The sequence below is a fragment of the Lentzea sp. NBC_00516 genome (genome assembly GCF_036346835.1).
GTDB lineage: Bacteria > Actinomycetota > Actinomycetes > Mycobacteriales > Pseudonocardiaceae > Lentzea > Lentzea sokolovensis.
In genome coordinates this window covers 170,680-190,273 of sequence record NZ_CP107840.1, presented here as the reverse complement: position 1 = coordinate 190,273, position 19,594 = coordinate 170,680, and the positions used below count along the sequence as shown (strand labels likewise).

Here is a 19,594-nt window from a genome sequence, read left to right as displayed (position 1 = left end):
CAACCCAGCACCAACAGATTGGCAGGACTTCCAGTGACTGTTACCGATCCGGGCCTTGGGGTCGAGGGCGGGCAGCTGAGCCTTTCCACGAAGGCGGCTCGCAACCTCTCGACGACCACCAAGTCCGCACCGCAGATGCAGGGGATCTCGCCCCGGTGGCTGCTGCGCATGCTGCCCTGGGTCGAGGCGAAGGGTGGTGCTTTCCGCGTCAACCGCCGGCTCACCTTCGCGATCGGCGACGGCCGGGTCACGTTCACCTCGGTGGGTTCCGAGGTGCGGATCGTGCCGCAGGAACTGGCCGAGTTCGTGCTGCTGCGCGGGTTCGAGGACGAGGCGGCGCTGACCGCCGTCGCGAACCGCTTCGAGCAGCGCGAGTACCTGCCGGGTGAGGTGATCGCGCACCGCGGCGAGTCCGTCGACGAGATCATCGTCATCGCGCACGGCAAGGTCACCAAGACCGGGCTCGGCGAGTACGGCGACGACGTGGCGCTGGGCACGATCGCGGACGGCGAGTACATCGGCGACGAGCCGGTGCTCTCCGGTTCCGACAAGAACTGGAGCTTCACCGCGCGCGCGTTGACGCCGACGACGGCCGTCGTGCTGTCGCGGGCGGCGTTCCGGCAGCTCAACGGGCAGATCGAGCCGTTGCGCCAGCACATCGAGCAGCAGCTCGCGAACCCGACGAACGCGTCGAACAAGCACGGCGAGGCCGAGATCGACATCTCGTCCGGCCACGACGGCGAACCGACGCTGCCCAGCACGTTCGTCGACTACGAGCTGCGGCCCCGCGAGTACGAGCTCTCGGTGGCGCAGACGATCGTGCGCGTCCACACGCGCGTGGCCGACCTCTACAGCCAGCCGATGGACCAGGTCGAGCACCAGTTGCGGCTGACCATCGAGGCCCTGCGCGAGCGGCAGGAGTTCGAACTCATCAACAACAAGGAGTTCGGCCTGCTCGCCAACGCCGACCTCAAGCAGCGGGTCAGCACCAGCTCCGGCCCGGTGACGCCCGACGACATGGACGAGCTGATCTCGCGGCGCCGCAACACCAAGCTGATCCTGGCCCACCCCAAGGCGATCTCGGCGTTCGGCCGGCAGCTGTCCTCGCGCGGCCTGTACGCCCCGACCGTGGACCTCGAGGGCAAGCAACTGCAGTCGTGGCGCGGCATCCCGATCGCGCCGTGCGACAAGATCCCGGTCAACAAGAACGGCACCACGTCGATCATCGCGATGCGGCTCGGCGAGGAGAAGCAGGGCGTCGTCGGCCTGCGCCAGACCGGCATCCCGGACGAGTACGAGCCCGGCCTCAACGTGCGGTTCATGGGCATCGACGAGCACGCGATGCTCAAGTACCTGGTGTCCACGTACTACTCGGCGGCCGTTCTCGTGCCGGACGCGCTGGGTGTGCTGGAGAACGTGGAGATCGGTCTCTAAGTCATGACAGCCGAGATGACCGAACCGCTGGCGGCCGGCAGGCCGTCGGGTGAGCTGCTCGCGTGGAGCCGGAGCCTCGTGCTTCCGGCTCTGCGCAAGGCCGTCGACCAGTTGCCGCCGTCGATGCGCACGATCGCGGAGTACCACCACGGGTGGCGTGACGAGTACGGCAACCCGGTGCTGGAGAACGGCGGCAAGGCGATCCGTCCCGCGCTGGTGCTGCTGGCGGCCGAGGCCGTCGGCGGCACGGCCTCCTCCGCCGTCCCGGCGGCGGTCGCGGTGGAGCTGATCCACAACTTCTCGCTGCTGCACGACGACGTGATGGACCGCGACACGACCCGGCGCCACCGGGCCACTGCGTGGACCGTGTTCGGCGTCAACGCGGCGATCCTGGCCGGTGACGCGCTGCAGATGCTGGCCGTCGACGTCCTCGCGGCCTCGGGGCATCCGCGTGCCCTGGAAGCGATCCGGACGCTCGGCGACGCCACGGTGGCATTGCTCGACGGGCAGGCGTACGACCTGGACTTCGAGACGCGGTGCGACGTGCGGGTGCCCGAGGTCGAGCAGATGGCACGAGGCAAGACCGGTGCATTGCTGGGCGCCTCGACGGCTTTGGGCGCGTTGTACGGCGACGGGTCCGACGAGCAGGTCGAGGCGATGCGCGGCTACGGCGCCGAGCTGGGTCTGGCGTTCCAGCACGTGGACGACCTGCTCGGCATCTGGGGCGACCCCGCGGTGACCGGCAAGGCCGCGCACTCGGACCTGGTGAACCGCAAGAAGTCCCTGCCCGTCGTTCGTGCGCTGAACGCCGGCGCGCCCGCCTCCGCGGAGCTGGGTTCGTTGTACTTCGGCGAGCAGGAGATGAACGCGGAAACGCTTGCGCGGGCGGCATCCCTGGTCGACATGGCCGGTGGTCGCGCGTGGAGCCAGACGCAGGCCGATGAACTCCACACGCAGGCACTGGTTCATCTCGGCGAGGCCTCACCGACCGCGCGTGCGGCGGTGGAGCTCGGCACGCTCGCCCAGCTGGTCACCCACCGGGACCACTGAATCCCCTTTTGGAAGGCACTAGATGACGGAACATCCGCCGCGTTCGGTGCTGCTCGCCTCACCCCGGTCGTTCTGCGCCGGGGTGGAGCGGGCCATCGAGATCGTGGAACGACTGCTGGACCAACGCGGCGGCCCCATCTACGTGCGCAAGCAGATCGTGCACAACGTCCACGTCGTGCGTTCGCTCGAGGCTCGTGGCGCCGTGTTCGTGGAGGAGCTGTCCGAGGTGCCTTTCGGTGCCACGGCGGTCTTCTCCGCCCACGGCGTCTCTCCCGCCGTACGCGCTGAGGCGCGGGACCGCTCGCTGGACGTGCTGGACGCCACCTGTCCGTTGGTGACGAAGGTGCACGCCGAGGCGCGGCGTTTCGCCGAGCGCGGCGACACCATCGTGCTGATCGGGCACGCCGGGCACGAGGAGGTCGAGGGCACGTTCGGCGAGGCTCCCGACCAGATGGTGCTGGTGGAGACCGTGGCCGACGTCGAGGCTCTGGAGATCACCGGTCCGGTGTCCTACCTGACGCAGACGACGCTGGCCGTGGACGAGACGACCGAGGTGATCGAGGCGCTCGAGCGGAAGTTCCCGCAGGTGCGCGGCCCTGGTTCCGATGACATCTGTTACGCCACCACGAACCGGCAGGTCGCCATCCGCGAGGTCGCCGCTCAGGCAGACCTGGTGCTGGTGGTGGGATCGAAGAACTCCTCCAACTCGGTGCGGATGGTCGAGCTCGCCGCCCGTGGCGGCACTCCGGCCTATCTGATCGACGACGCTTCCGAGATCGACCCGGCATGGCTTTCCGGTGTGTCGTCGGTGGGGCTGTCGGCAGGTGCTTCAGCGCCCCCTGAGCTGGTGGACGAGGTCGTGGCGGCGTTGGAGGCCTTGGGTTCCGTCTCCGTGTCGACCCACACGACCGCGACGGAGACGATCGCCTTCACGTTGCCGCTGGCGGTGCGCCGTGCTGGCTGACATCACCTCGCCCGCGGACGTCCGGGCGCTCTCCTCCTCCGAACTCTCTTCGCTGGCAGCGGAGATCCGGTCGTTCCTGATCTCCAAGGTGCACCGGACCGGTGGTCATCTCGGCCCGAACCTGGGTGCCGTCGAGCTGACGATCGGGGTGCACCGGGTCTTCAACTCCCCTGCCGACGTGGTGCTGTTCGACACCGGGCACCAGTCGTACGTGCACAAGATGCTGACCGGCCGGTGCTCCGACTTCGACTCGTTGCGGCAGGCCGGCGGCATGTCCGGCTATCCGTCGGCCGCCGAGTCGGCACACGACGTCATCGAGAACTCGCACGCCTCCACCGCACTGTCCTATGCGGACGGTCTGGCCAAGGCGTTCGAACTCGGCGGCACCGATCGCCGGGTCGTCGCCATCGTCGGCGACGGCGCGCTGACCGGAGGGATGTGCTGGGAGGCCCTGAACAACATCGGCGGCGCTTCTCGTCCGGTCGTGGTGCTGCTGAACGACAACGGCCGTTCCTACGACCCGACGACCGGTGGTTTCGCGGCGTCCCTGCTGGCCGGTTCGGCGCGGCACCTGTTCGAGGCGCTGGGTCTCGCCTACATCGGTGAGGTCGACGGGCACGACGTCCACGCCGTCGAGAACGCCCTGTGGGAGGCCAAGTCCCTCGGTCGCCCGGTCGTGGTGCACTGCAAGACGGTGAAGGGCAAGGGATACGAGGCCGCGGAGTCCGACGAGGCCGACCGCATGCACGCCGTCGGCGCGTCCGGTGCCTCCGGCGGACGGACCTGGACCGACGCGTTCTCGGACGAGATCGTGGCGATCGGCGCGGAACGTCCGGACGTCGTCTGCCTGACCGCGGCGATGCTGGAACCGGTGGGGCTGCGGCCTTTCTCCGAACGCTTCCCGGCGCGCGTCTTCGACGTCGGGATCGCCGAGCAGCACGCCGTGACGTCCGCCGCCGGCATGGCGATGGGCGGCCTGCACCCTGTCGTCGCCGTCTACGCGACGTTCCTGTCCCGCGCCTTCGACCAGTTGCTGATGGACGTGGCCCTGCACCGGCTCCCGGTGACGTTCGTGCTGGACCGCGCCGGCGTGACCGGCCCGGACGGCGCGTCGCACCACGGCATGTGGGACGCCTCCGTGCTGCCCGTGGTGCCTGGGTTGAGGTTGGCAGCACCCCGCGATCCGGCTTCTCTGGCCGCACTGCTGCGTGAGGCCGTCGAGGTGTCGGACGGCCCGACGGTCGTGCGCTATCCGAAGGCCGCCGTCGGCCCGGACGTGCCCGCACTGCGGCGCGTGAACCACTTCGACGTGCTGCGTGAGGAACCGGACGCCGAGGTGCTGCTGATCGCGGTCGGTCCTCTGGCCGGCCAGTGCCTGGCCGCGGCGGAGGAACTCGCGGGGCACGACGTCCGAGTCACCGTGGTCGACCCGCGCTGGACCGCTCCCCTGGACCCGCACCTGGTCAAGTACAGCGGCCAGCACCGCCTGGTCCTCGCGGTGGAGGACACGACGTCGACCGGTGCCCTGGGCGCCCGCCTGGGTCAGGCGCTGGCCGGTTCCTCGACCTGCGTGGCGACTTTCGCGCTGCCACCACGCTTCCTGCCGCACGACTCCCGCGCCCGCATCCTGCGAGCACACGGCCTGGACGCCGCCGGCATCACGACGAGCGTGCTGAAGCGCCTCGGCGTGAAGTGACGAACCAGCCGATCGCGAACGACAACGCGATCGCCCCCGCACCCACCAGCGGCGCCTTCGCCTCGGCGGGAAGGTCCAGCGGGCGCAGGGCGGTCGCGAGACTGAGCAGAATCGGCCCCTGCACGACGAACGCGACGTAGGCGGACCGCGCCAGCCCCTCCGCGAAGGGCCCCTGGCGCGTCAGCCGCCGTTGCGCCAGCCCGATCAGCCACAAACTCCCCGCCACCACGAGAATTCCCTCGATGAGGGCGAGGATCGCGGCCTGCCAGGTGAACCCGCCGAGGAACGGTTCCGCGCTCCTGGCCAGATCCAGCACGCCCATCAGCGCGGCCGCGACCGGCAGGACCACGATCGTCCCGATGACGACGTTGCGGGTCATCCGATAGATCTCGTCCGGCACCCGTTCCGCGAGCTTGCGCCCGCCGATCGCCCCCAGCAGCAACATCCCCAGGCACTGCGGCCACCACCAGAGGTGCAGATCCCCGACCTGCCCGCTGCGCGCCGGAAAGACCAGCCGCGTCAGAAACGTGGTCCCCGCAACGATCATCGTCATGCCGACGACGGTCTTCGTCGTGATGGCCCGCTCTTTGATCGGTGGTGCCAGCGCGATCGCGATGCTGAAGATCAGCAACACCCCGACGAACCACAACGACCCGCTGTCCAGGAACGGCCGCCGGTCCGTGAACGCCTGCCACCACGAGACGTCCCGCCCGGCCCCGTTGTAGGCGATCCACACGAACGTCGGCCAGACGACCAGGGCGGTGACGATCCAGGGCGTGCCGAGCCGCACGAGCCGCTCGGCGATGAACCGCTGCCGCCCTTTGCGCTCGATCGAGCCGGGCGTGAAGATCCCGGCCATGAAGTAGAAGGTGCCCATGAAGAACAGCCCAGAGGGCCCGATCATCGCCGCCAGCACCGTCTCGGCCCCGGGATGGAACGTGACCTCGTTGACCTCGTCGTACGGCCAGCCACCGATCGCGGCGTAGCCCAGCAGCGCGTGGCCGCCGATGACCCACGCCACCAGGATCACCTTCAGGTTGTCCACAGCGGACAATCTCATGGTTTCGATGGTCCGCTTCGGGACGCGATCACGCCAGCGGCCAAGCGAGGCAGCCCTCGCTAGGCGGAGAACAACTGGCCGAGCCGGTAGTCGACGATCTCCTCGGCCTGCTTCGCGTCGTAGGCGTCGACCAGCATCGCGCTGAGGAGGCCGGCCGTCATGGTCGCGAGCGCGTCCGCCTCCAGCTGGAGGTCGAGGTGTGACGGGACCCGGTCGCGTTTCCGGGCGAGTCCGAGCTGGTCGACGAGAAGGCGCACGAGGTAGGGCATCATCGCCTGCTGGTCCGGCGCCTGACCGCCGCGCGTGACGTCCAGCGCGAAGTAGGCGATCTGCACCGCGCAGAGCATGCGGCTGCGCTCGTCCGTCGGCAGGACCGCGAGCAGACATGCCCGCATGACCGCGCGTTCGTCACCCGTCCGCATCGCCTCCGCGATGCGCTGCCCGGCACGTTCGGCGCCCAGCTCGGTGATCCGCTGCCACGCGTGCCGCAGCATCTCTTCCTTGGTCGGGAAGTAGTACTGGATCTGGAACATCGACACGCCGGCCTCCGCCGCGACCGCGCGCAACGTCACCGACTGAAGGCCTCGCGTCGAAGCGATCCGGAAGAGCGCCTCCGCGAGGTCACGCCGTTTCTCCTCGTGGTCGACGCGCTTCGGCATGTGATCACTGTGTCACAACGACCGGTGTCGACGAGCACCGCGCGACGCTGTTACATTGCATCTGCATTAGAAAAACAACCTGGGGGTGTGATGGTCGGGAAGTTCGTGGACCAGAAGGCGCAGGAGCGGTACTTCGCCACCTACGAGGCGATCCGGCGGAAGTGGCCGGTGCCGTCGGAGGAACTGGACGTGGAGACGCGGTTCGGCTCGACCCGCGTCCGGCGCAGCGGCACCGGTTCGCCGATAGTCCTGCTGCCCGGCGCGATGGGCACGTCGTTGTCCTGGTACTTCTACGCCGCCGAACTGGCGGCGCGGCACACCGTGTACGCCGTCGACACGATCGGTGAACCGGGGCACTCGGTCCAGACCCGGCCCCTGGAGAGCACCGACGACGAGGCGGACTGGCTCGCCGACGTCCTCGCGGGTCTCGGCCACGAGAAGGTCCACCTGGTCGGGATCTCGCGGGGCGCCTACATGGCCCTGAACCTCGCCACCCGGCGTCCCACCGGGGTCGCCGGCGTCCTCGCGTTCGAACCGGGCGGGTTCGGGATCGCCTTCCTGAGGTTCGTCATCTGGAGCATCGGCGAGCTGTTCCGCTGGTGGCTGCCCGCCGCGATCCTGCGCCGGGTCAGCGCCGGCGATCCCGCCGTGCGCCACACGATGCGCCCGCTGGTGTTCCGCGGCCTCAAGTACAAGATCCAGATGGCTCCGCAACACGTGTTCACCGACGAGGAGTTGCGGTCGATCGACGTGCCCACCTACTTCGTCCTGGGCGAGCGCTCGCTGATCAACGCGCGGGAACTCGCCTCGCGCGTCGAGTCACTCGTCCCGCGCGTGCGCACCGAGATCGTGCCTGGGGCGACCCATGCGCTGAACCTGGAGGAACTCGAGCTGACCACCGCGCAGATCCTCGCCTTCGCCGGGGAGGACCACGCCGGCCTGCCGGACTGAACGAGCTCTGCGGTGCCAGGCGTCCTGGGGGTCGCCTGGCGCCTCACGCGACTACGGCCTGTCCCCCGTGTACACACCCATCGTCCGGAACCGCAGCCCAGGCTCCCGGTACTCCTCCATCGCGTGCGCGATCCACCCCACGATCCGCGCGATCGCGAAGATCGCCTCGCCGGCGTCCGGCGCCATCTTGAACAGCAGCGCGAACTGGGCCAGCGCCAGGTCGACGTTCGGGAACGTCTGCGACTGGGTGGCGATCACCTTGTCCGCCACCAGGTCGCCGTGGCCGCGCAGCAGGGCGAAGAGGTGGTCGGCGCGCGGGTCGCGCGCCGAGTAGACGCGGTGGCCGAAGCCCGGGATCGGATGGCCGGAGCGCAGGTGTTCGGCGACGGTGCCCATCGGGTCGGACTGGGCCTGCAGCAGGAAGCGGTACGCGATCGTGGTGGCGGCGCCGTGCTTCTGGCCCTCCATGGCGCCCATGCCCGCGGACACGACGGCGTACGGGTTGGCGTGGGCCGAGGCGGCGACCCTGGCGGCCATGGTCGAGATGGCCAGGTCGTGGTCGGCCAGCAGGATCAGGGCGGCGTTGAGGAGGTCCGGCTGGGCGGGCTCCGGCGAGAGGCGGGCCCACAGGCGTTCGGCGATGTCGGTGCCCTGAGGCCTGCCCACCAGCGGCAGGGACTCGACGACGTCGGCGATCAGGGACTTGGCCGTGGTGACGGCCCGGTCCAGGTCGTAGCGCAGCGGGTCGCCGACGCTGGCCAACGCGATGGCCACGCGGACCCGGTCGGTGAGGGTGGCGCTGTCGGGCAGGGCCATCCAGATCTCCTGGCCCTCGGGGAACTGCATGCCCGTCGAGTCGATCTCGGTCCACAGCCAGTGCGCGACGTCCTCGAAGCGCTTGGTGCTCGAGAGTTCGGGGACGGACCGGCCGCGGTAGTGCAGGCGGTCGTTCTCCAGCAGCGAGATGCGGGTGCGGATGCGATCCGTCACAGCGGCCACTGCTCCGCGCGCACCAGTGCGCTGCGCCAGGGCCTCCACCTCGGCGACGCCGAACATGCTGTGGCGGTTCACCTTCGTGCTGGTCAGGTGGCCGCGGCTGACGTACGCGTAGACCGTCGCCGGTTTCACGCCCAGGCGGCGAGCAGCTTGATTCGTCGTCAACATTGATTCCATCAACGTTGACTGTACAAGACATGTTGACGGAGCCTGGTGTCCATGTTGATTGATGCACCCAAAGGGCTTAAAGACGTCGTCGTCACCACGACCCTCATCGGGGACGTGAACGGTGCCGCGGGCTACTACCACTACCGCGAGCACGACGCGATCGAACTGGCCAGGACGCGGTCGTTCGAGGACGTGTGGTTCCTCTTCGCGGAGGGCAGGCTGCCGGACCCGGCCGAGGCCGCGCTGTTCGCCCGCCAGACCGCCGAACTGCGTCCGCTACCCGCGGCGATCCGCGAGGTGCTGCCCGCCGTCGCGCGGTCGGGGTGCACGGCGCTGGCCGGGCTGCGGACCGCGTTGTCGATGCTGCCGGCACAGCCGATGTGGGACGCGCCGATGAGCACCAGGAAGGCGGACGCGCTGCGGGTCAGTGCGATGACGCCGACGATCCTGGCCGCACTGCACCGGCTCAAGCTCGGACTTGATCCCGTCAACCCCAGGGTTGATTTGTCAACGTCGGCGAACTGGTTGTACATGTTGACCGGGCAGGAGCCGTCAACATGGGCGGCTCGTGCCGTCGAGCAGTACTTGATCGCCACGATCGACCACGGCTTCAACGCGTCGACGTTCACCGCGCGCGTGGTCGCGTCGGCGGGAGCGGACGTCGTGTCGGCGGTGACGGCGGCGATCGGGACGTTCTCCGGGCCCCTGCACGGTGGCGCGCCGGACCGGGCGCTGGAGGCGCTCGACCTCATCGGGACGCCGGACAACATCGACGCCTGGGTGCGGGAGCGCATCGAACAGGGCGACCGGATCATGGGTTTCGGGCACGCCGTCTACAAGACGGAGGACCCGCGGGCCCGCCTGCTCAAGGAGATCGCGCTCGAGCAGCCCACGCGGCTGACGGAGTTCGCGGTCACCGTGGAGCGCAGGGTCACGGAGCTGCTGGCCGAGCTCAAGCCCGGCCGGCAGCTGTACGCGAACGTGGAGTTCTACGCCGGTGTGGTGATGGAGCAGTGCGGAATCCCGCGCGAGATGTTCACGCCGACGTTCGCGTGCAGCCGGGTGATCGGGTGGTGTGCCAACGCGCTCGAACAGTCCGAGGACACGAAGATCATCCGCCCGGTCGCCCGCTACACGGGACCGGAACCCCAGATCATCGGGCACTGAATCAGGTGAGGTACCGCAGGTCGTTGCGCACGCGGCTGCGGTCGCGGTCGTTGACGTCGGAGGAGCCCGCCAGACCGGCGGTGCGGTCGCGGTGCCTGTCGAGCCAGACGGAGAGTGCTGCTACTGCCAGGACGATCGCTGCAAGAGTCATGTCATAAATGTATGGTCGGCAATATCCCGCCAACAGTGGCAGATCTGACGCTGCGCGCTAATATCCTGCCATGCTGGCTTCGGTGGCGGTTCCCCTCATCGACGGCGTCGCGCCGTTCGAGTTCGGCCTGCTCTGCGAGGTGTTCGGCATCGACCGGACCGAGGAGGGCGTGCCGCTGATCGACTTCCGGGTCTGCGGGGAACTCCCGAACGAGCCGGTGCCGACGAGCGTCCGGGGCGTCAGCATCACGCCGGAACACGGGTTCGACGCGCTGCAGAGCGTCGACCTCGTCGCACTGCCCGCCGCGCGGGTCCGCGACCACTACCCCGAGAAGCTGGTCAAGGCGCTCCAGGAGACCGACGCGACGCTGCTCAGCGTGTGCAGCGGGGCCTTCATCCTCGGCGCGGCCGGGCTGCTCGACGACCGGAACTGCACGACGCACTGGCGCGAGGCGAGGCAGTTCCAGGAGCGGTTCCCGAAGGCCCACATGGACCCGGACGTGCTGTTCGTCGACGACGGCAACATCATCACCAGCGCCGGCACGGCGGCAGGGATCGATGCCTGTCTGCACCTGGTCCGGCGGGAGCTGGGCACCAAGGTCGCCAACATCATCGCGCGCCGCATGGTCGTGGCGCCGCAGCGCGACGGCGGTCAGCGGCAGTTCGTGGAGCTCCCGATCCCGGAGTGCAGCTCCGACAGCCTGGAGCCGGTGCTGGAGCAGGTGCTCGACACGATCGCGGACAACCACACGGTGGCCACGATGGCAAAGCTCGCCGTCATGTCCGAACGGACTTTCGCGCGCAGGTTCGCCGCGGAGACCGGCACCACTCCGAACAAGTGGCTGTCACTCCAACGGGTACTTCACGCGCGCAGGCTCCTCGAGGAGACCGACCTGGACGTCGACGCGGTCGCGACCAGGTCAGGCTTCGGGACAGCCGCTCTCCTCCGGCACCACTTCCATCGGGTCGTCGGCATCGCACCGAGCGATTACCGCCGCACATTCTCCTGTCGTTAGGCGCGTGAAGACCTTCTCGGAGATCTCCCGCAGCGCCGTCACCTCGGAGTCGTCGAGCAGGTCGAACACCAGTTTGCGGACCGTCTCGGCGTGCGACGGCGCGGCCGCCTCGATCGCCGACCGGCCCAGGTCCGTCAGCACGACGAACGACCCGCGCCCGTCGCTGCGGCAGTTCTCCCTGCGCACCAGGCCGCGTTTCTCCATCCGTGCGACGTGATGTGAGATACGGCTCTTCTCCCAGTGCAAGGACCGTGCAAGCTCCAACACGCGCACGCGTTCATCACGCGTGTCGGTGAGCTGCACCAGCACGGCGAAGTCAGCCATCGAGATGTCCGAATCGACTGACATTTGCCTGCTCAGATGCGCATTGAGCTCCCCCTGCATGCGGACGTAGGCACGCCACGCCTGCTGCTGCTCAGGTTCCAACCATCGTGTCACTGGTTCAGCATACGGGAATAGTTGACACATCATCCACGTTCCGGCAGGGTGAGTGACACTTCAACCAAATCGAGCAACCGAAGGACTTGACACCATGACCACCGCCACCAACCTCTCCGAACTGACCGGCGACTACGTCATCGACGCCTCGCACTCCCGCATCGGCTTCGTCGCGCGCCACGCGATGGTCACCAAGGTTCGCGGTGCGTTCAACGAGTTCGACGGCAAGATCTCCATCGACGGTGACAAGCCGGACAACACCACCGCCGAGGTGACCCTGAAGGTCGCCAGCATCGACACCCGCAACGCGCAGCGCGACGGTCACCTGACCACCAACGACTTCCTCGCCGTCGAGGAGTACCCGGAGATCAAGTTCGTCTCGACCTCCGCCAAGCAGATCGACGACGACAACTTCGAGATCACGGGTGACCTCACCATCAAGGACGTCACCAAGAGCATCACCATCCCGTTCGCCTTCGAGGGCGTGGCCGTCGACCCGTTCGGCAACACCCGCGTGGGCTTCGAGGGCTCGCACACCATCAACCGCAAGGACTACGGCGTGACCTGGAACGCCGCCCTGGAGACCGGTGGCGTGCTGGTGAGCGAGAAGGTCGTCCTCGAGTTCGAGATCTCGGCGATCAAGCAGGCCTGACGACGGCCACCGGGCACGGGGCGTGGTAGATCAGGGCCTGCGAGGTAGATCCGAGCAGCATCCCGGCGAATCCGCCACGCCCCCGAGACCCGACGACGAGCAGCCCGGCCCGTTGCCCGAGCTTCAGGAGCAACGGAATCGGCCGCTCCCCCACCACGAGTTGTTCCACCGCGACGTCCGGGTACTTCTCCTGCCACCCGGACATGCGCGCGTTCAGCAGCGACGACTGCTCGTCGACGTGCGCCATCGCCGCCACCAGCGCCACCCCGGACGCCGCCGCCTCCTCGAACCCGAAGCCGATGGCCGGGTCCGACTCGGGCGAGAGGTCGACACCCACCACCACGGGGCCGTCGTGCTGACTGCCTCTGACCACCACCACGGGACACTCACCGTGAATCGACAGCGCCACGGCCGTTGAGCCGACCAACGCTCCGGTGAACCCGCCCAGTCCGTGCGACCCCACCACCACCTCGCGTGCGCGTGCAGACTCCGCGATCAACACGGGCGTGGGGTGTTCCATCCGCAGGTCGTGCTCCACGGACACATCAGGTGCTTCCGCCCGTGCGACGGCAACGGCCTGAGAAAGCCACATCCGCCCTTGGTCGTACATGGCGGAACGCAGGTCACGCGCCGATGAGATGACTTCGGGATACCCGCGCGTCGGCAACGTGTATGCGTGCACCAACCGCAACGGCGCACCGTGATGCGCGCACGACCGAGCGGCCCACGCCACCGCGGCGAGCGCGGACGAGGAACCGTCGACTCCGACGACCACGGGAAGTCTGCTCATGATCCCAAAGTAGGCCCGATCGTCGCAGTGAGCCGTGTGCCGTTGGTCCCCTCATGTCAGGGTCTTTGGGCTACCGTGGCCCTCATGGCGACGCGTGTTTTCCTCGTCGACGACCACGAGATCGTCCGGCGTGGCATAGCGGACCTGCTCGGCGAGGAGTCCGATCTGCTGGTGGTCGGTGACGCCGCGTCGGTCACGGAGGCTCTGGCCAAGGTGCCGGGTGCCCAGGCCGACGTGGCAGTGCTCGACATCAGGCTTCCGGACGGCAACGGCATCGAACTGTGCCGCGAACTGCGCAGCCGGATCCCCGGCCTGCAGTGCCTGATGCTGACGAGCTTCGCGGACGACGAGGCCCTCTTCGACGCGATCATGGCCGGCGCCTCCGGCTTCGTGCTGAAGCAGATCCTCGGCGCCGACCTGGTCAACGCCGTCCGCACCGTCGCAGCGGGACAGTCCCTTCTGGATGCTCGCACGACTTCCGCGCTGCTCAACCGAATCCGCCGCGAACGCGAGGAGGGCGACCCGCTGCGCATGCTCAGCGAGCAGGAGCGCACGGTCCTCGACCTCATCGGCGAAGGCCTGACGAACCGGCAGATCGCCGAGCGCATGTTCCTGGCCGAGAAGACCGTCAAGAACTACGTCTCGCACCTGCTGGCGAAGCTCGGCATGCAACGCCGCACGCAGGCAGCCGTGTTCGCGTCGCAGTTCCGCAAGGACGTCGACAGGCCCCATTAGCCGAGGGGCACGCGCCACACCAGGCAGGCGCCGCCACCTTCCGTCGCCCGCACCTCCAGTGACCCGCCGAACTTGGTCGCGCGGTGGGCGAGGTTGCGCAGCCCGCTCCTGGCGGCGTCGGCCGGAATGCCGACCCCGTTGTCCTGCACGGTGATCACGACGTCGTCACCGGCGTCGATGAGCACCGTCAGTTCGGTCGCGGACGCGTGCCGGACGCAGTTCGTGACGGCCTCGCGCACCACGGCCTCGACGTGTTCGGCGAGTTCGGGTGGCACGGAGTTGTCCACGGTGCCGGACATGCGGACGGACGGCTTGAGGTGCGTCGCCTCGGTCAGACCGGCGACGAGGTCCAGGAGTCTGCGCCGCAGCGAGGTGTTGTCCGTCGAGTGCAGGTCGAAGATGGACGTGCGGATCTCGCGGACGGTCTCGTCCAGCTGCTCGACGGCCGTCCGCAGGCGGGAGGCGACGTCGGGTTCGGTGATGCGGCGCATGGTGGCCTGCAGGGTGAGGCCGGTGACGAACAGCCGCTGGATCACGTGGTCGTGCAGGTCGCGGGCGATGCGGTCGCGGTCCTCCAGGACGTCGAGCAGGCGTTGCGAGCGTTGCTGTTCGGCGAACTCCAGGGCGACGGCGGCCTGGTCGGCGAACGACGCCAGCATCGGCACCTGGTCGGGCAGGAAGCGCGTCTCGCCGCTGAGGCGCAGCACGACCAGCGCGCCCGTGACACCCATCTCGGACCGCAGCGGCACGGCCAGTGCGGGGCCGAACGCCGTGCCCAGGTCGTCCACCAGCAGCGGGACCCCGGAACGGACCACCTCGTCGACCGCGTAGTCGGCGGCGGTGAAGTTCTCGATCTTCACGCCCGCGCTCGCGGCGATGGACAGCGGCGTGTCGTGGCCGTCGCCGAGCACGACGAGGGCCGAGTCCGCGCTCGCGAGTTCGACGGTGCGCTGGGTGATCAGGCGCAGCGCGTACTCGCCGGACGCGCCACCGAGCAGTTCGGAGTTGACCTCCCCGATCGCCTCCAGCCACCGCTCACGCATGCGGGAGCGTTCGAACAGGCGGGCGTTCTCGATCGCGATGCCGGCGGCCGCGGCCAGGGCCTGCAGCACGGCCTCGTCATCGGCGGTGAACTCGGCGGCGCCGATCTTCTCGGTCATGTAGAGGTTGCCGAACACCTCGTCGCGCACGCGCACGGGCACGCCCAGAAAGCTGTGCATCGGCGGATGGTTGGGCGGGAAGCCGACGGACATCTCGTGCCGTGCGAGGTCGCGCAGGCGCAGTGGCGTCGGGTCCTTGATGAGCAGCCCGAGCAAGCCCTTGCCCTCGGGCAGGTGGCCCATCGACGCGCGCGTCACCTCGTCCACCCCGACGTGCATGAACTCGGACAGGTCGTCCCGGGTGCCGAGCACGCCCAGCGCGCCGTAGCGGGCGCCCACGAGGTCGGCGGCGGCCTGGACGATGCGCAGCAACGTCGGCTTGAGCTCCAGACCCGACGCGACGGCGAGCATGGCGCCGAGGAGCTCCTGCATCTGGTCGCGGGTGGTCACGATCTCGTCCATGCGGTCTCGAACCTCGTCGAGCAGCTCGTCGAGGTCGCGGCGACCAGGCACGTCAGGCACGCCGCCTAGATTCGCACATTTTCCGACAACTCACGGCCCTAGTAAGTGAGGACCTTCGACCGTGGTCGATCTACGTCCCCGGCCGCAGAGTGGGCGCATGACGATCGCTGTGCCCGGCTCACTCGGACTTGCGGGTGAGGACGTGCGTGCCGTCCTGGCGCTTGCGAGGGACTCGGTCTCGGGCGTGCGGTTCGAGGTGCGGCCCGAACAGATCGAACTGCACACCTCCACCCCGCACGGCCGGGAGACGCGTGTTGCCTGCGGGGTCGCGCTGCTCAACGTCCGGCTGGCACTGCAGGGGCACGGCATCCGTCCACTGGTGACGTTGCTGCCGGGGCCGAGCGCGCACGACGCGGCCGCGGCCATCAGGCTCGGCGGGTACCAGGAGCCGAGTCCGGACGTGCTGGCGTTGCTGCACTCCCTGCGCACGAACCGTCGCGCGTGGACGGCGTTTCCCGAGCTGGCCTCCTGGCGCGGGTTGCTGTCGCGGGCGGCCGAGGTCGAACGAGCGTGGCTGCACGTGCGGAGCGGGACCGAGCTGGTGCTGTGCACGTTCAACCAGGGTGCGGCGGCGGAAATCCGTGCGGGGCAAGCGATGCAGCGCGTGATCCTGACGGCGGGGACGATGGGGTTCGACGTCTCCCCCGCGCTCGCCGCGGTGGACCTGGCCGCGTTGCGCGCGGACCTGCGCCAGTGCCTCGGCAGCACGCTGGTGCCGCAGATGGTCCTGCGGCTGGGCGCGCAGTAGACCGCGCCCAAGTGGCACGGTCAGGTCGTGCCAACGCGAAGGCAGCGACTATCCGCAATGGACGACGCAACCTTGCGTGTCTCTGAGAACGGACCGGCTACCGGACCATCACCGCCTTCCAGAGCAGTCGCGCCAGTTCCGGATGACAGATGTCGTTGTGCGCACCGGCGATTCCGTCGATGCGGCGGATCACCGACGTGCAGTCGACGTTGTGCACCTGCCCGCGCTGCAGCTCGCCGGGAGATCCGATGTTGTGGCCGTGGGCGTATGTGCCCTGCACGCCGTGTGAGCCGAGGCCGCCGTACTTCGGGTACTCGTCCAGGTCGACCTGGCGGCCCGATCGCGCGGCCAGCGGGTAGAACCTGCCGATGGCGTAGTCGTTCGACGACGTGGTGACGATGATCGGGCCGGGCACGCGGCCGAGCACGCCGCGGAAGTAGCCGGAACCGGGTTCGCCGGGCAGCCGTTCGGCGAACGACCAGAGCGACATCGCGCCCTGCACCAGGGTCAGCGTCGCGGCGGGCACGACGTTCGCCATGGCGGTCGCGGTGATGCAGCCGAAGCTGTGGCCCATCAGGTGGACGCGCGCGTTTGGGGCGGCCTGAGCGACCTCGCGGGCGATCCTCGCGGCGCCGCTCTCGCCGAACACCTTGGCGCGGCGCTTCATCTTCCAGAACGTCAGGATCCGCAACGGCGACAGGATCCCGCCCAGCGCCGGATCCTCCAGGCACGCGCGGTAGAGCTGCTCGGCGTCGAACGTCATCCCGTCCTCGCCCGGCAGGTCGGGAACCGAGCTCTCGAGGTAGTCGTAGGCCTGTTTGACCGCACCGGACATCCGGCACGGGTGTTGCCGCGCGGCCTCGACGATCGTGCGCACCGCGGCCGTGCGGCCTGCGCCTCCGCCGAGACGCTGGGCCTGTGCCTTGATGAACTCGTCCGACCGCACGTCCTCGTCGCCCCACGCCTTCGACGGCCAGTGCAGGCCGACGAGCAGGGACTTGAACCCGCCCGGAAGCCCATGCGCCGCTTCACGTTCGGCGCGGCAGCCGGCCATCGTCGCGACCCACCGCCCGTACTGTTCGCGGGCGGCCGGCACGTCGCCGTTCCACCCGTGGATGAAGAAGAAGATGTCGGTGACACCGCGGCGGGCGTCGTACAGGACGTCCGCGCTGTCGCGCCCCCGCTCGTTACCTGTCTCGTCGAAGCAGACGAGGTGATAGCTGATGTCGTGACCTGGCACGGATTCTCGGGACATCGCGGATCACCACCACACAAAACGCGCCCAACTGTTGTCCGTTTAATCGGAACCGGGGCGGCTCATGTTTACCCCCGCTGATCAGGAAAACCCGTTCGGACCAGGGGATTCACCCCGATTGCGCCGGTAGTGTCGGGCCGCGCGGACCCTGTTGCCGCACGACGGCGAGCACCATTCACGGCGCGGATGGTCCTTCACGAAGTACAGCACGCAGCCCGGCGCATAACAGGCGCGCAACAGAACTCTCTCCTCGCCGGTGAACAGCTCCACGGCCTCCGCGGCGATCGAAGCGCGCTCACGATCCGCGAGCGAGCCCTCACTTTCGTTGAGCCGCAACAGCTTCCCTTCTTGCACGGCCAGTTGCGGCCATCGCTGCGCGCTGCGCGCCGCACGGTTGACCTCACCCACGGCCCGTTCGAGGTCACGATCCTGCGCGACCGGACGCGTGTCCTCGGTGAGCACGCCCGCGAGGTCCCGGAGCGCCTGCCGCAACGCGCGGAACGCCGTCAGGTCGGCCTGATCCGCCGGCCCCCCCAGAAAGTCGCGGAGCCCACCGACAGTCGTCAGGTCGTCGTGCACCTGCGACCGATTGGCCCAGATGGTGTTCATCAACAGGACCGGACGGGGTTCGTCGGGCGTCAGCACGACTAACGGTAACACAGGCTTGCATCCGTTAGAATCTCGTTCTAACGTTTGCAGCGTCGCCCAACCGTTGGAAGGACCGTCGTGAAACTCGTGCCCCCGTTCGACGCCGAGACCGCCCGGCTCAAGGTGCAGGCGGCCCAGGACGCCTGGAACACGAAGGACCCGCAGCGCGTCGCCGGCGCCTACACGCCGGATTCGGTGTGGCGCAACAGGTCCGACTTCGTCCACGGCACCGACGAGATCGTCGCGTTCCTGACGAAGAAGTGGGAGCGCGAGCACGAGTACGTGCTGCGCAAGTCGCTGTGGGCGTTCAGCGACAACCGCATCGCCGTGCGCTTCCAGTACGAGTGGCACGACGACGAGGGCCAGTGGTGGCGCAGCTACGGCAACGAGAACTGGGAGTTCGCCGAGTCCGGCCTGATGAGCAGGCGCGAGGCGAGCATCAACGACGTGAAGATCGCCGAAGCCGACCGCCGCATCGACCCCAGCTCGACCTACGAGATCCCGCAGGAGTGAGGAACGTGCACGTCAAAGCACTGTGGCGCTTCCCGGTGAAGTCACTGGGCGGCGAACCACTCCAGCAGGCCACGTTCACCCCGGACGGCGTGGAGGGCGACCGGCTCGTGCACGTGCAGGGCCCGCGCGGCGTCCTGACCGGGCGCACGCGGTACGGACTGCTCACCATCCCCGCCTCCACCGGCCCGGACGGCCCGCTGGTCGACGGACATCCCTGGGACAGCTGGCAGGCTCACGAGAAGGTGCTGCCGTACGGCGGCAGGCTGACCCGTTACACCGGCCCGGAGCGCTTCGACGTGCTCAACGTCCTGGTGGCGACGGACGGCCAGGTCGAGGCGGCGGGCGTCGACGTGCGGCGGCTGCGGCCCAACATCCTCATCGGCGGCGTCGAGGCCGGCGAGGAGGACGGCTGGCCGGGGCACGCACTGGTGGTCGGCGACGTGGTGATCGGGATGTACCAGAAGCGGGCCCGGTGCGTGGTCACGACGATCGACCCGGACACCGGCGCGCAGGACCTCGACGTGCACCGGCGCATCCGGCACGAGTTCGGTGGCGTGCTGTGCCTGGACAGCTGGGTGATCCAGCCGGGTGTGGTCGACGTCGGCGACACCGTCGAGCTGGTGCCGACCGACGAACTCCCCGACCGCATCGGCGGGTGGATCGTCGGCCGGCCCTACGCGGTCTAGCCGTCAGTCCGAGCGGGTGATGCGGATCGCCTCGATGAAGCAGTAGTCGCACTCCGCCGGACTGCCCACACGATGGGTGGCCGAGGCGGGTGCGGCCGGCCCGGCAGCGAGCGTCAGCGCCGCACCAGCGCAGCCAGAACTGAACGCGTCTCATTCGAGTCCCCCAGGACTGTTGACGGAACGAGCCGTGCCCGTT

The 19,594-nt window shown here is 68.8% G+C and carries 21 protein-coding genes; 12 read left to right on the top strand and 9 right to left on the bottom strand.

Annotated elements, in window-relative coordinates; all coding sequences use genetic code 11:
- Nucleotides 1-33 precede the first annotated feature (33 nt).
- Genes OG205_RS00900 through OG205_RS00885 form a run of 4 tightly spaced genes read left to right on the top strand, consistent with a single transcriptional unit; the run spans nucleotide 34 to nucleotide 5,144 of the window.
- Entirely contained in the window at nucleotides 34-1,434 is a 1,401-nt protein-coding gene (locus OG205_RS00900) for a family 2B encapsulin nanocompartment shell protein (RefSeq protein WP_330274283.1), read from the top strand.
- Between the two features lie 3 nt (nucleotides 1,435-1,437).
- On the top strand, nucleotides 1,438-2,484 hold the full coding sequence (locus tag OG205_RS00895; protein ID WP_330274282.1) for a family 2 encapsulin nanocompartment cargo protein polyprenyl transferase: 1,047 nt from the start codon (nucleotides 1,438-1,440) through the stop codon (nucleotides 2,482-2,484).
- Between the two features lie 22 nt (nucleotides 2,485-2,506).
- Nucleotides 2,507-3,448, top strand: a complete 942-nt coding sequence (locus tag OG205_RS00890; RefSeq protein ID WP_330274281.1) for a 4-hydroxy-3-methylbut-2-enyl diphosphate reductase — start codon at nucleotides 2,507-2,509, stop codon at nucleotides 3,446-3,448.
- Nucleotides 3,438-5,144, top strand: coding sequence for a 1-deoxy-D-xylulose-5-phosphate synthase (locus OG205_RS00885; protein WP_330274280.1), 1,707 nt, complete (start codon nucleotides 3,438-3,440; stop codon nucleotides 5,142-5,144). Before OG205_RS00890 ends, OG205_RS00885 begins: the two co-directional genes overlap by 11 nt.
- Here OG205_RS00885 and OG205_RS00880 read toward each other — a convergent pair.
- Both OG205_RS00880 and OG205_RS00875 read right to left on the bottom strand, forming a co-directional pair.
- Entirely contained in the window at nucleotides 5,107-6,204 is a 1,098-nt protein-coding gene (locus tag OG205_RS00880; RefSeq protein ID WP_330274279.1) for an acyltransferase family protein, read from the bottom strand. The two genes, OG205_RS00885 and OG205_RS00880, sit on opposite strands and share 38 nt — an antisense overlap.
- A gap of 59 nt (nucleotides 6,205-6,263) precedes the next feature.
- A complete protein-coding gene (locus tag OG205_RS00875; protein WP_330274278.1) occupies nucleotides 6,264-6,863 on the bottom strand; it encodes a TetR/AcrR family transcriptional regulator in 600 nt (199 codons plus the stop codon).
- Nucleotides 6,864-6,953: 90 nt separating this feature from the next.
- On the opposite strand from OG205_RS00875, the gene OG205_RS00870 reads away from it, so the two are divergent.
- Nucleotides 6,954-7,814, top strand: coding sequence for an alpha/beta fold hydrolase (locus OG205_RS00870; protein ID WP_330274277.1), 861 nt, complete (start codon nucleotides 6,954-6,956; stop codon nucleotides 7,812-7,814).
- Between the two features lie 51 nt (nucleotides 7,815-7,865).
- On the opposite strand, the gene OG205_RS00865 is transcribed toward OG205_RS00870, so the two are convergent.
- Nucleotides 7,866-8,987, bottom strand: a complete 1,122-nt coding sequence (locus OG205_RS00865) for a citrate synthase (protein WP_330274276.1) — start codon at nucleotides 8,985-8,987, stop codon at nucleotides 7,866-7,868.
- Nucleotides 8,988-9,029: 42 nt separating this feature from the next.
- On the opposite strand from OG205_RS00865, the gene OG205_RS00860 reads away from it, so the two are divergent.
- A complete protein-coding gene (locus OG205_RS00860) occupies nucleotides 9,030-10,145 on the top strand; it encodes a citrate synthase/methylcitrate synthase (RefSeq protein ID WP_330274275.1) in 1,116 nt (371 codons plus the stop codon).
- Nucleotide 10,146: 1 nt separating this feature from the next.
- On the opposite strand, the gene OG205_RS00855 is transcribed toward OG205_RS00860, so the two are convergent.
- Complete coding sequence (locus OG205_RS00855; protein ID WP_330274274.1) at nucleotides 10,147-10,296, bottom strand: hypothetical protein; 150 nt, start codon at nucleotides 10,294-10,296, stop codon at nucleotides 10,147-10,149.
- Between the two features lie 70 nt (nucleotides 10,297-10,366).
- On the opposite strand from OG205_RS00855, the gene OG205_RS00850 reads away from it, so the two are divergent.
- The gene (locus tag OG205_RS00850) at nucleotides 10,367-11,311 is read left to right on the top strand and encodes a helix-turn-helix domain-containing protein (RefSeq protein WP_330274273.1); all 945 of its coding nucleotides are present in this window, start codon (nucleotides 10,367-10,369) and stop codon (nucleotides 11,309-11,311) included.
- Here the strand turns inward: OG205_RS00850 and OG205_RS00845 are convergent.
- Nucleotides 11,216-11,695, bottom strand: a complete 480-nt coding sequence (locus OG205_RS00845; protein ID WP_330274272.1) for a MarR family winged helix-turn-helix transcriptional regulator — start codon at nucleotides 11,693-11,695, stop codon at nucleotides 11,216-11,218. The two genes, OG205_RS00850 and OG205_RS00845, sit on opposite strands and share 96 nt — an antisense overlap.
- Before the next feature lie 148 nt (nucleotides 11,696-11,843).
- Between OG205_RS00845 and OG205_RS00840 the strand changes: the two genes are divergently transcribed.
- Complete coding sequence (locus OG205_RS00840; protein ID WP_330274271.1) at nucleotides 11,844-12,401, top strand: YceI family protein; 558 nt, start codon at nucleotides 11,844-11,846, stop codon at nucleotides 12,399-12,401.
- On the opposite strand, the gene OG205_RS00835 is transcribed toward OG205_RS00840, so the two are convergent.
- The gene (locus tag OG205_RS00835; protein ID WP_330274270.1) at nucleotides 12,388-13,191 is read right to left on the bottom strand and encodes a universal stress protein; all 804 of its coding nucleotides are present in this window, start codon (nucleotides 13,189-13,191) and stop codon (nucleotides 12,388-12,390) included. The two genes, OG205_RS00840 and OG205_RS00835, sit on opposite strands and share 14 nt — an antisense overlap.
- Before the next feature lie 84 nt (nucleotides 13,192-13,275).
- Here OG205_RS00835 and OG205_RS00830 point away from each other — a divergent pair, with 84 nt between their 5' ends.
- Complete coding sequence (locus OG205_RS00830) at nucleotides 13,276-13,926, top strand: response regulator transcription factor (RefSeq protein WP_330274269.1); 651 nt, start codon at nucleotides 13,276-13,278, stop codon at nucleotides 13,924-13,926.
- On the opposite strand, the gene OG205_RS00825 is transcribed toward OG205_RS00830, so the two are convergent.
- Nucleotides 13,923-15,488: a sensor histidine kinase gene (locus tag OG205_RS00825; protein ID WP_330278075.1), complete on the bottom strand. Its 1,566-nt coding sequence runs from the start codon at nucleotides 15,486-15,488 to the stop codon at nucleotides 13,923-13,925. The two genes, OG205_RS00830 and OG205_RS00825, sit on opposite strands and share 4 nt — an antisense overlap.
- 157 nt (nucleotides 15,489-15,645) lie before the next feature.
- Here OG205_RS00825 and OG205_RS00820 point away from each other — a divergent pair, with 157 nt between their 5' ends.
- Nucleotides 15,646-16,296, top strand: coding sequence for a hypothetical protein (locus OG205_RS00820; RefSeq protein ID WP_330274268.1), 651 nt, complete (start codon nucleotides 15,646-15,648; stop codon nucleotides 16,294-16,296).
- 97 nt (nucleotides 16,297-16,393) lie between these two features.
- Here the strand turns inward: OG205_RS00820 and OG205_RS00815 are convergent, their stop codons facing one another.
- Nucleotides 16,394-17,551, bottom strand: coding sequence for a hypothetical protein (locus OG205_RS00815; protein WP_330274267.1), 1,158 nt, complete (start codon nucleotides 17,549-17,551; stop codon nucleotides 16,394-16,396).
- An 81-nt stretch (nucleotides 17,552-17,632) separates the two neighbouring features.
- The gene (locus OG205_RS00810; RefSeq protein WP_330274266.1) at nucleotides 17,633-18,160 is read right to left on the bottom strand and encodes a CGNR zinc finger domain-containing protein; all 528 of its coding nucleotides are present in this window, start codon (nucleotides 18,158-18,160) and stop codon (nucleotides 17,633-17,635) included.
- A gap of 117 nt (nucleotides 18,161-18,277) precedes the next feature.
- Between OG205_RS00810 and OG205_RS00805 the strand changes: the two genes are divergently transcribed.
- Complete coding sequence (locus OG205_RS00805) at nucleotides 18,278-18,712, top strand: nuclear transport factor 2 family protein (protein ID WP_330274265.1); 435 nt, start codon at nucleotides 18,278-18,280, stop codon at nucleotides 18,710-18,712.
- Between the two features lie 5 nt (nucleotides 18,713-18,717).
- Nucleotides 18,718-19,398: an MOSC domain-containing protein gene (locus tag OG205_RS00800; RefSeq protein WP_330274264.1), complete on the top strand. Its 681-nt coding sequence runs from the start codon at nucleotides 18,718-18,720 to the stop codon at nucleotides 19,396-19,398.
- Nucleotides 19,399-19,594 lie beyond the last annotated feature (196 nt).

Excerpts from the sequence above, each read along its gene's own strand:
- OG205_RS00860 (WP_330274275.1), top strand. The coding sequence starts at position 9,030 with ATGTTGATTGATGCACCCAAAGGGCTTAAAGACGTCGTCGTCACCACG.
- OG205_RS00855 (WP_330274274.1), bottom strand. The coding sequence starts at position 10,296 with ATGACTCTTGCAGCGATCGTCCTGGCAGTAGCAGCACTCTCCGTCTGG.
- OG205_RS00835 (WP_330274270.1), bottom strand. The coding sequence starts at position 13,191 with ATGAGCAGACTTCCCGTGGTCGTCGGAGTCGACGGTTCCTCGTCCGCG.
- OG205_RS00840 (WP_330274271.1), top strand. The coding sequence starts at position 11,844 with ATGACCACCGCCACCAACCTCTCCGAACTGACCGGCGACTACGTCATC.
- OG205_RS00830 (WP_330274269.1), top strand. The coding sequence starts at position 13,276 with ATGGCGACGCGTGTTTTCCTCGTCGACGACCACGAGATCGTCCGGCGT.
- OG205_RS00880 (WP_330274279.1), bottom strand. The coding sequence starts at position 6,204 with ATGAGATTGTCCGCTGTGGACAACCTGAAGGTGATCCTGGTGGCGTGG.
- OG205_RS00820 (WP_330274268.1), top strand. The coding sequence starts at position 15,646 with ATGACGATCGCTGTGCCCGGCTCACTCGGACTTGCGGGTGAGGACGTG.
- OG205_RS00810 (WP_330274266.1), bottom strand. The coding sequence starts at position 18,160 with ATGAACACCATCTGGGCCAATCGGTCGCAGGTGCACGACGACCTGACG.
- OG205_RS00870 (WP_330274277.1), top strand. The coding sequence starts at position 6,954 with ATGGTCGGGAAGTTCGTGGACCAGAAGGCGCAGGAGCGGTACTTCGCC.
- OG205_RS00815 (WP_330274267.1), bottom strand. The coding sequence starts at position 17,551 with ATGTCCCGAGAATCCGTGCCAGGTCACGACATCAGCTATCACCTCGTC.
- OG205_RS00825 (WP_330278075.1), bottom strand. The coding sequence starts at position 15,488 with ATGGACGAGATCGTGACCACCCGCGACCAGATGCAGGAGCTCCTCGGC.
- OG205_RS00865 (WP_330274276.1), bottom strand. The coding sequence starts at position 8,987 with ATGGAATCAATGTTGACGACGAATCAAGCTGCTCGCCGCCTGGGCGTG.
- OG205_RS00845 (WP_330274272.1), bottom strand. The coding sequence starts at position 11,695 with ATGCAGGGGGAGCTCAATGCGCATCTGAGCAGGCAAATGTCAGTCGAT.
- OG205_RS00890 (WP_330274281.1), top strand. The coding sequence starts at position 2,507 with ATGACGGAACATCCGCCGCGTTCGGTGCTGCTCGCCTCACCCCGGTCG.
- OG205_RS00895 (WP_330274282.1), top strand. The coding sequence starts at position 1,438 with ATGACAGCCGAGATGACCGAACCGCTGGCGGCCGGCAGGCCGTCGGGT.
- OG205_RS00850 (WP_330274273.1), top strand. The coding sequence starts at position 10,367 with ATGCTGGCTTCGGTGGCGGTTCCCCTCATCGACGGCGTCGCGCCGTTC.
- OG205_RS00875 (WP_330274278.1), bottom strand. The coding sequence starts at position 6,863 with ATGCCGAAGCGCGTCGACCACGAGGAGAAACGGCGTGACCTCGCGGAG.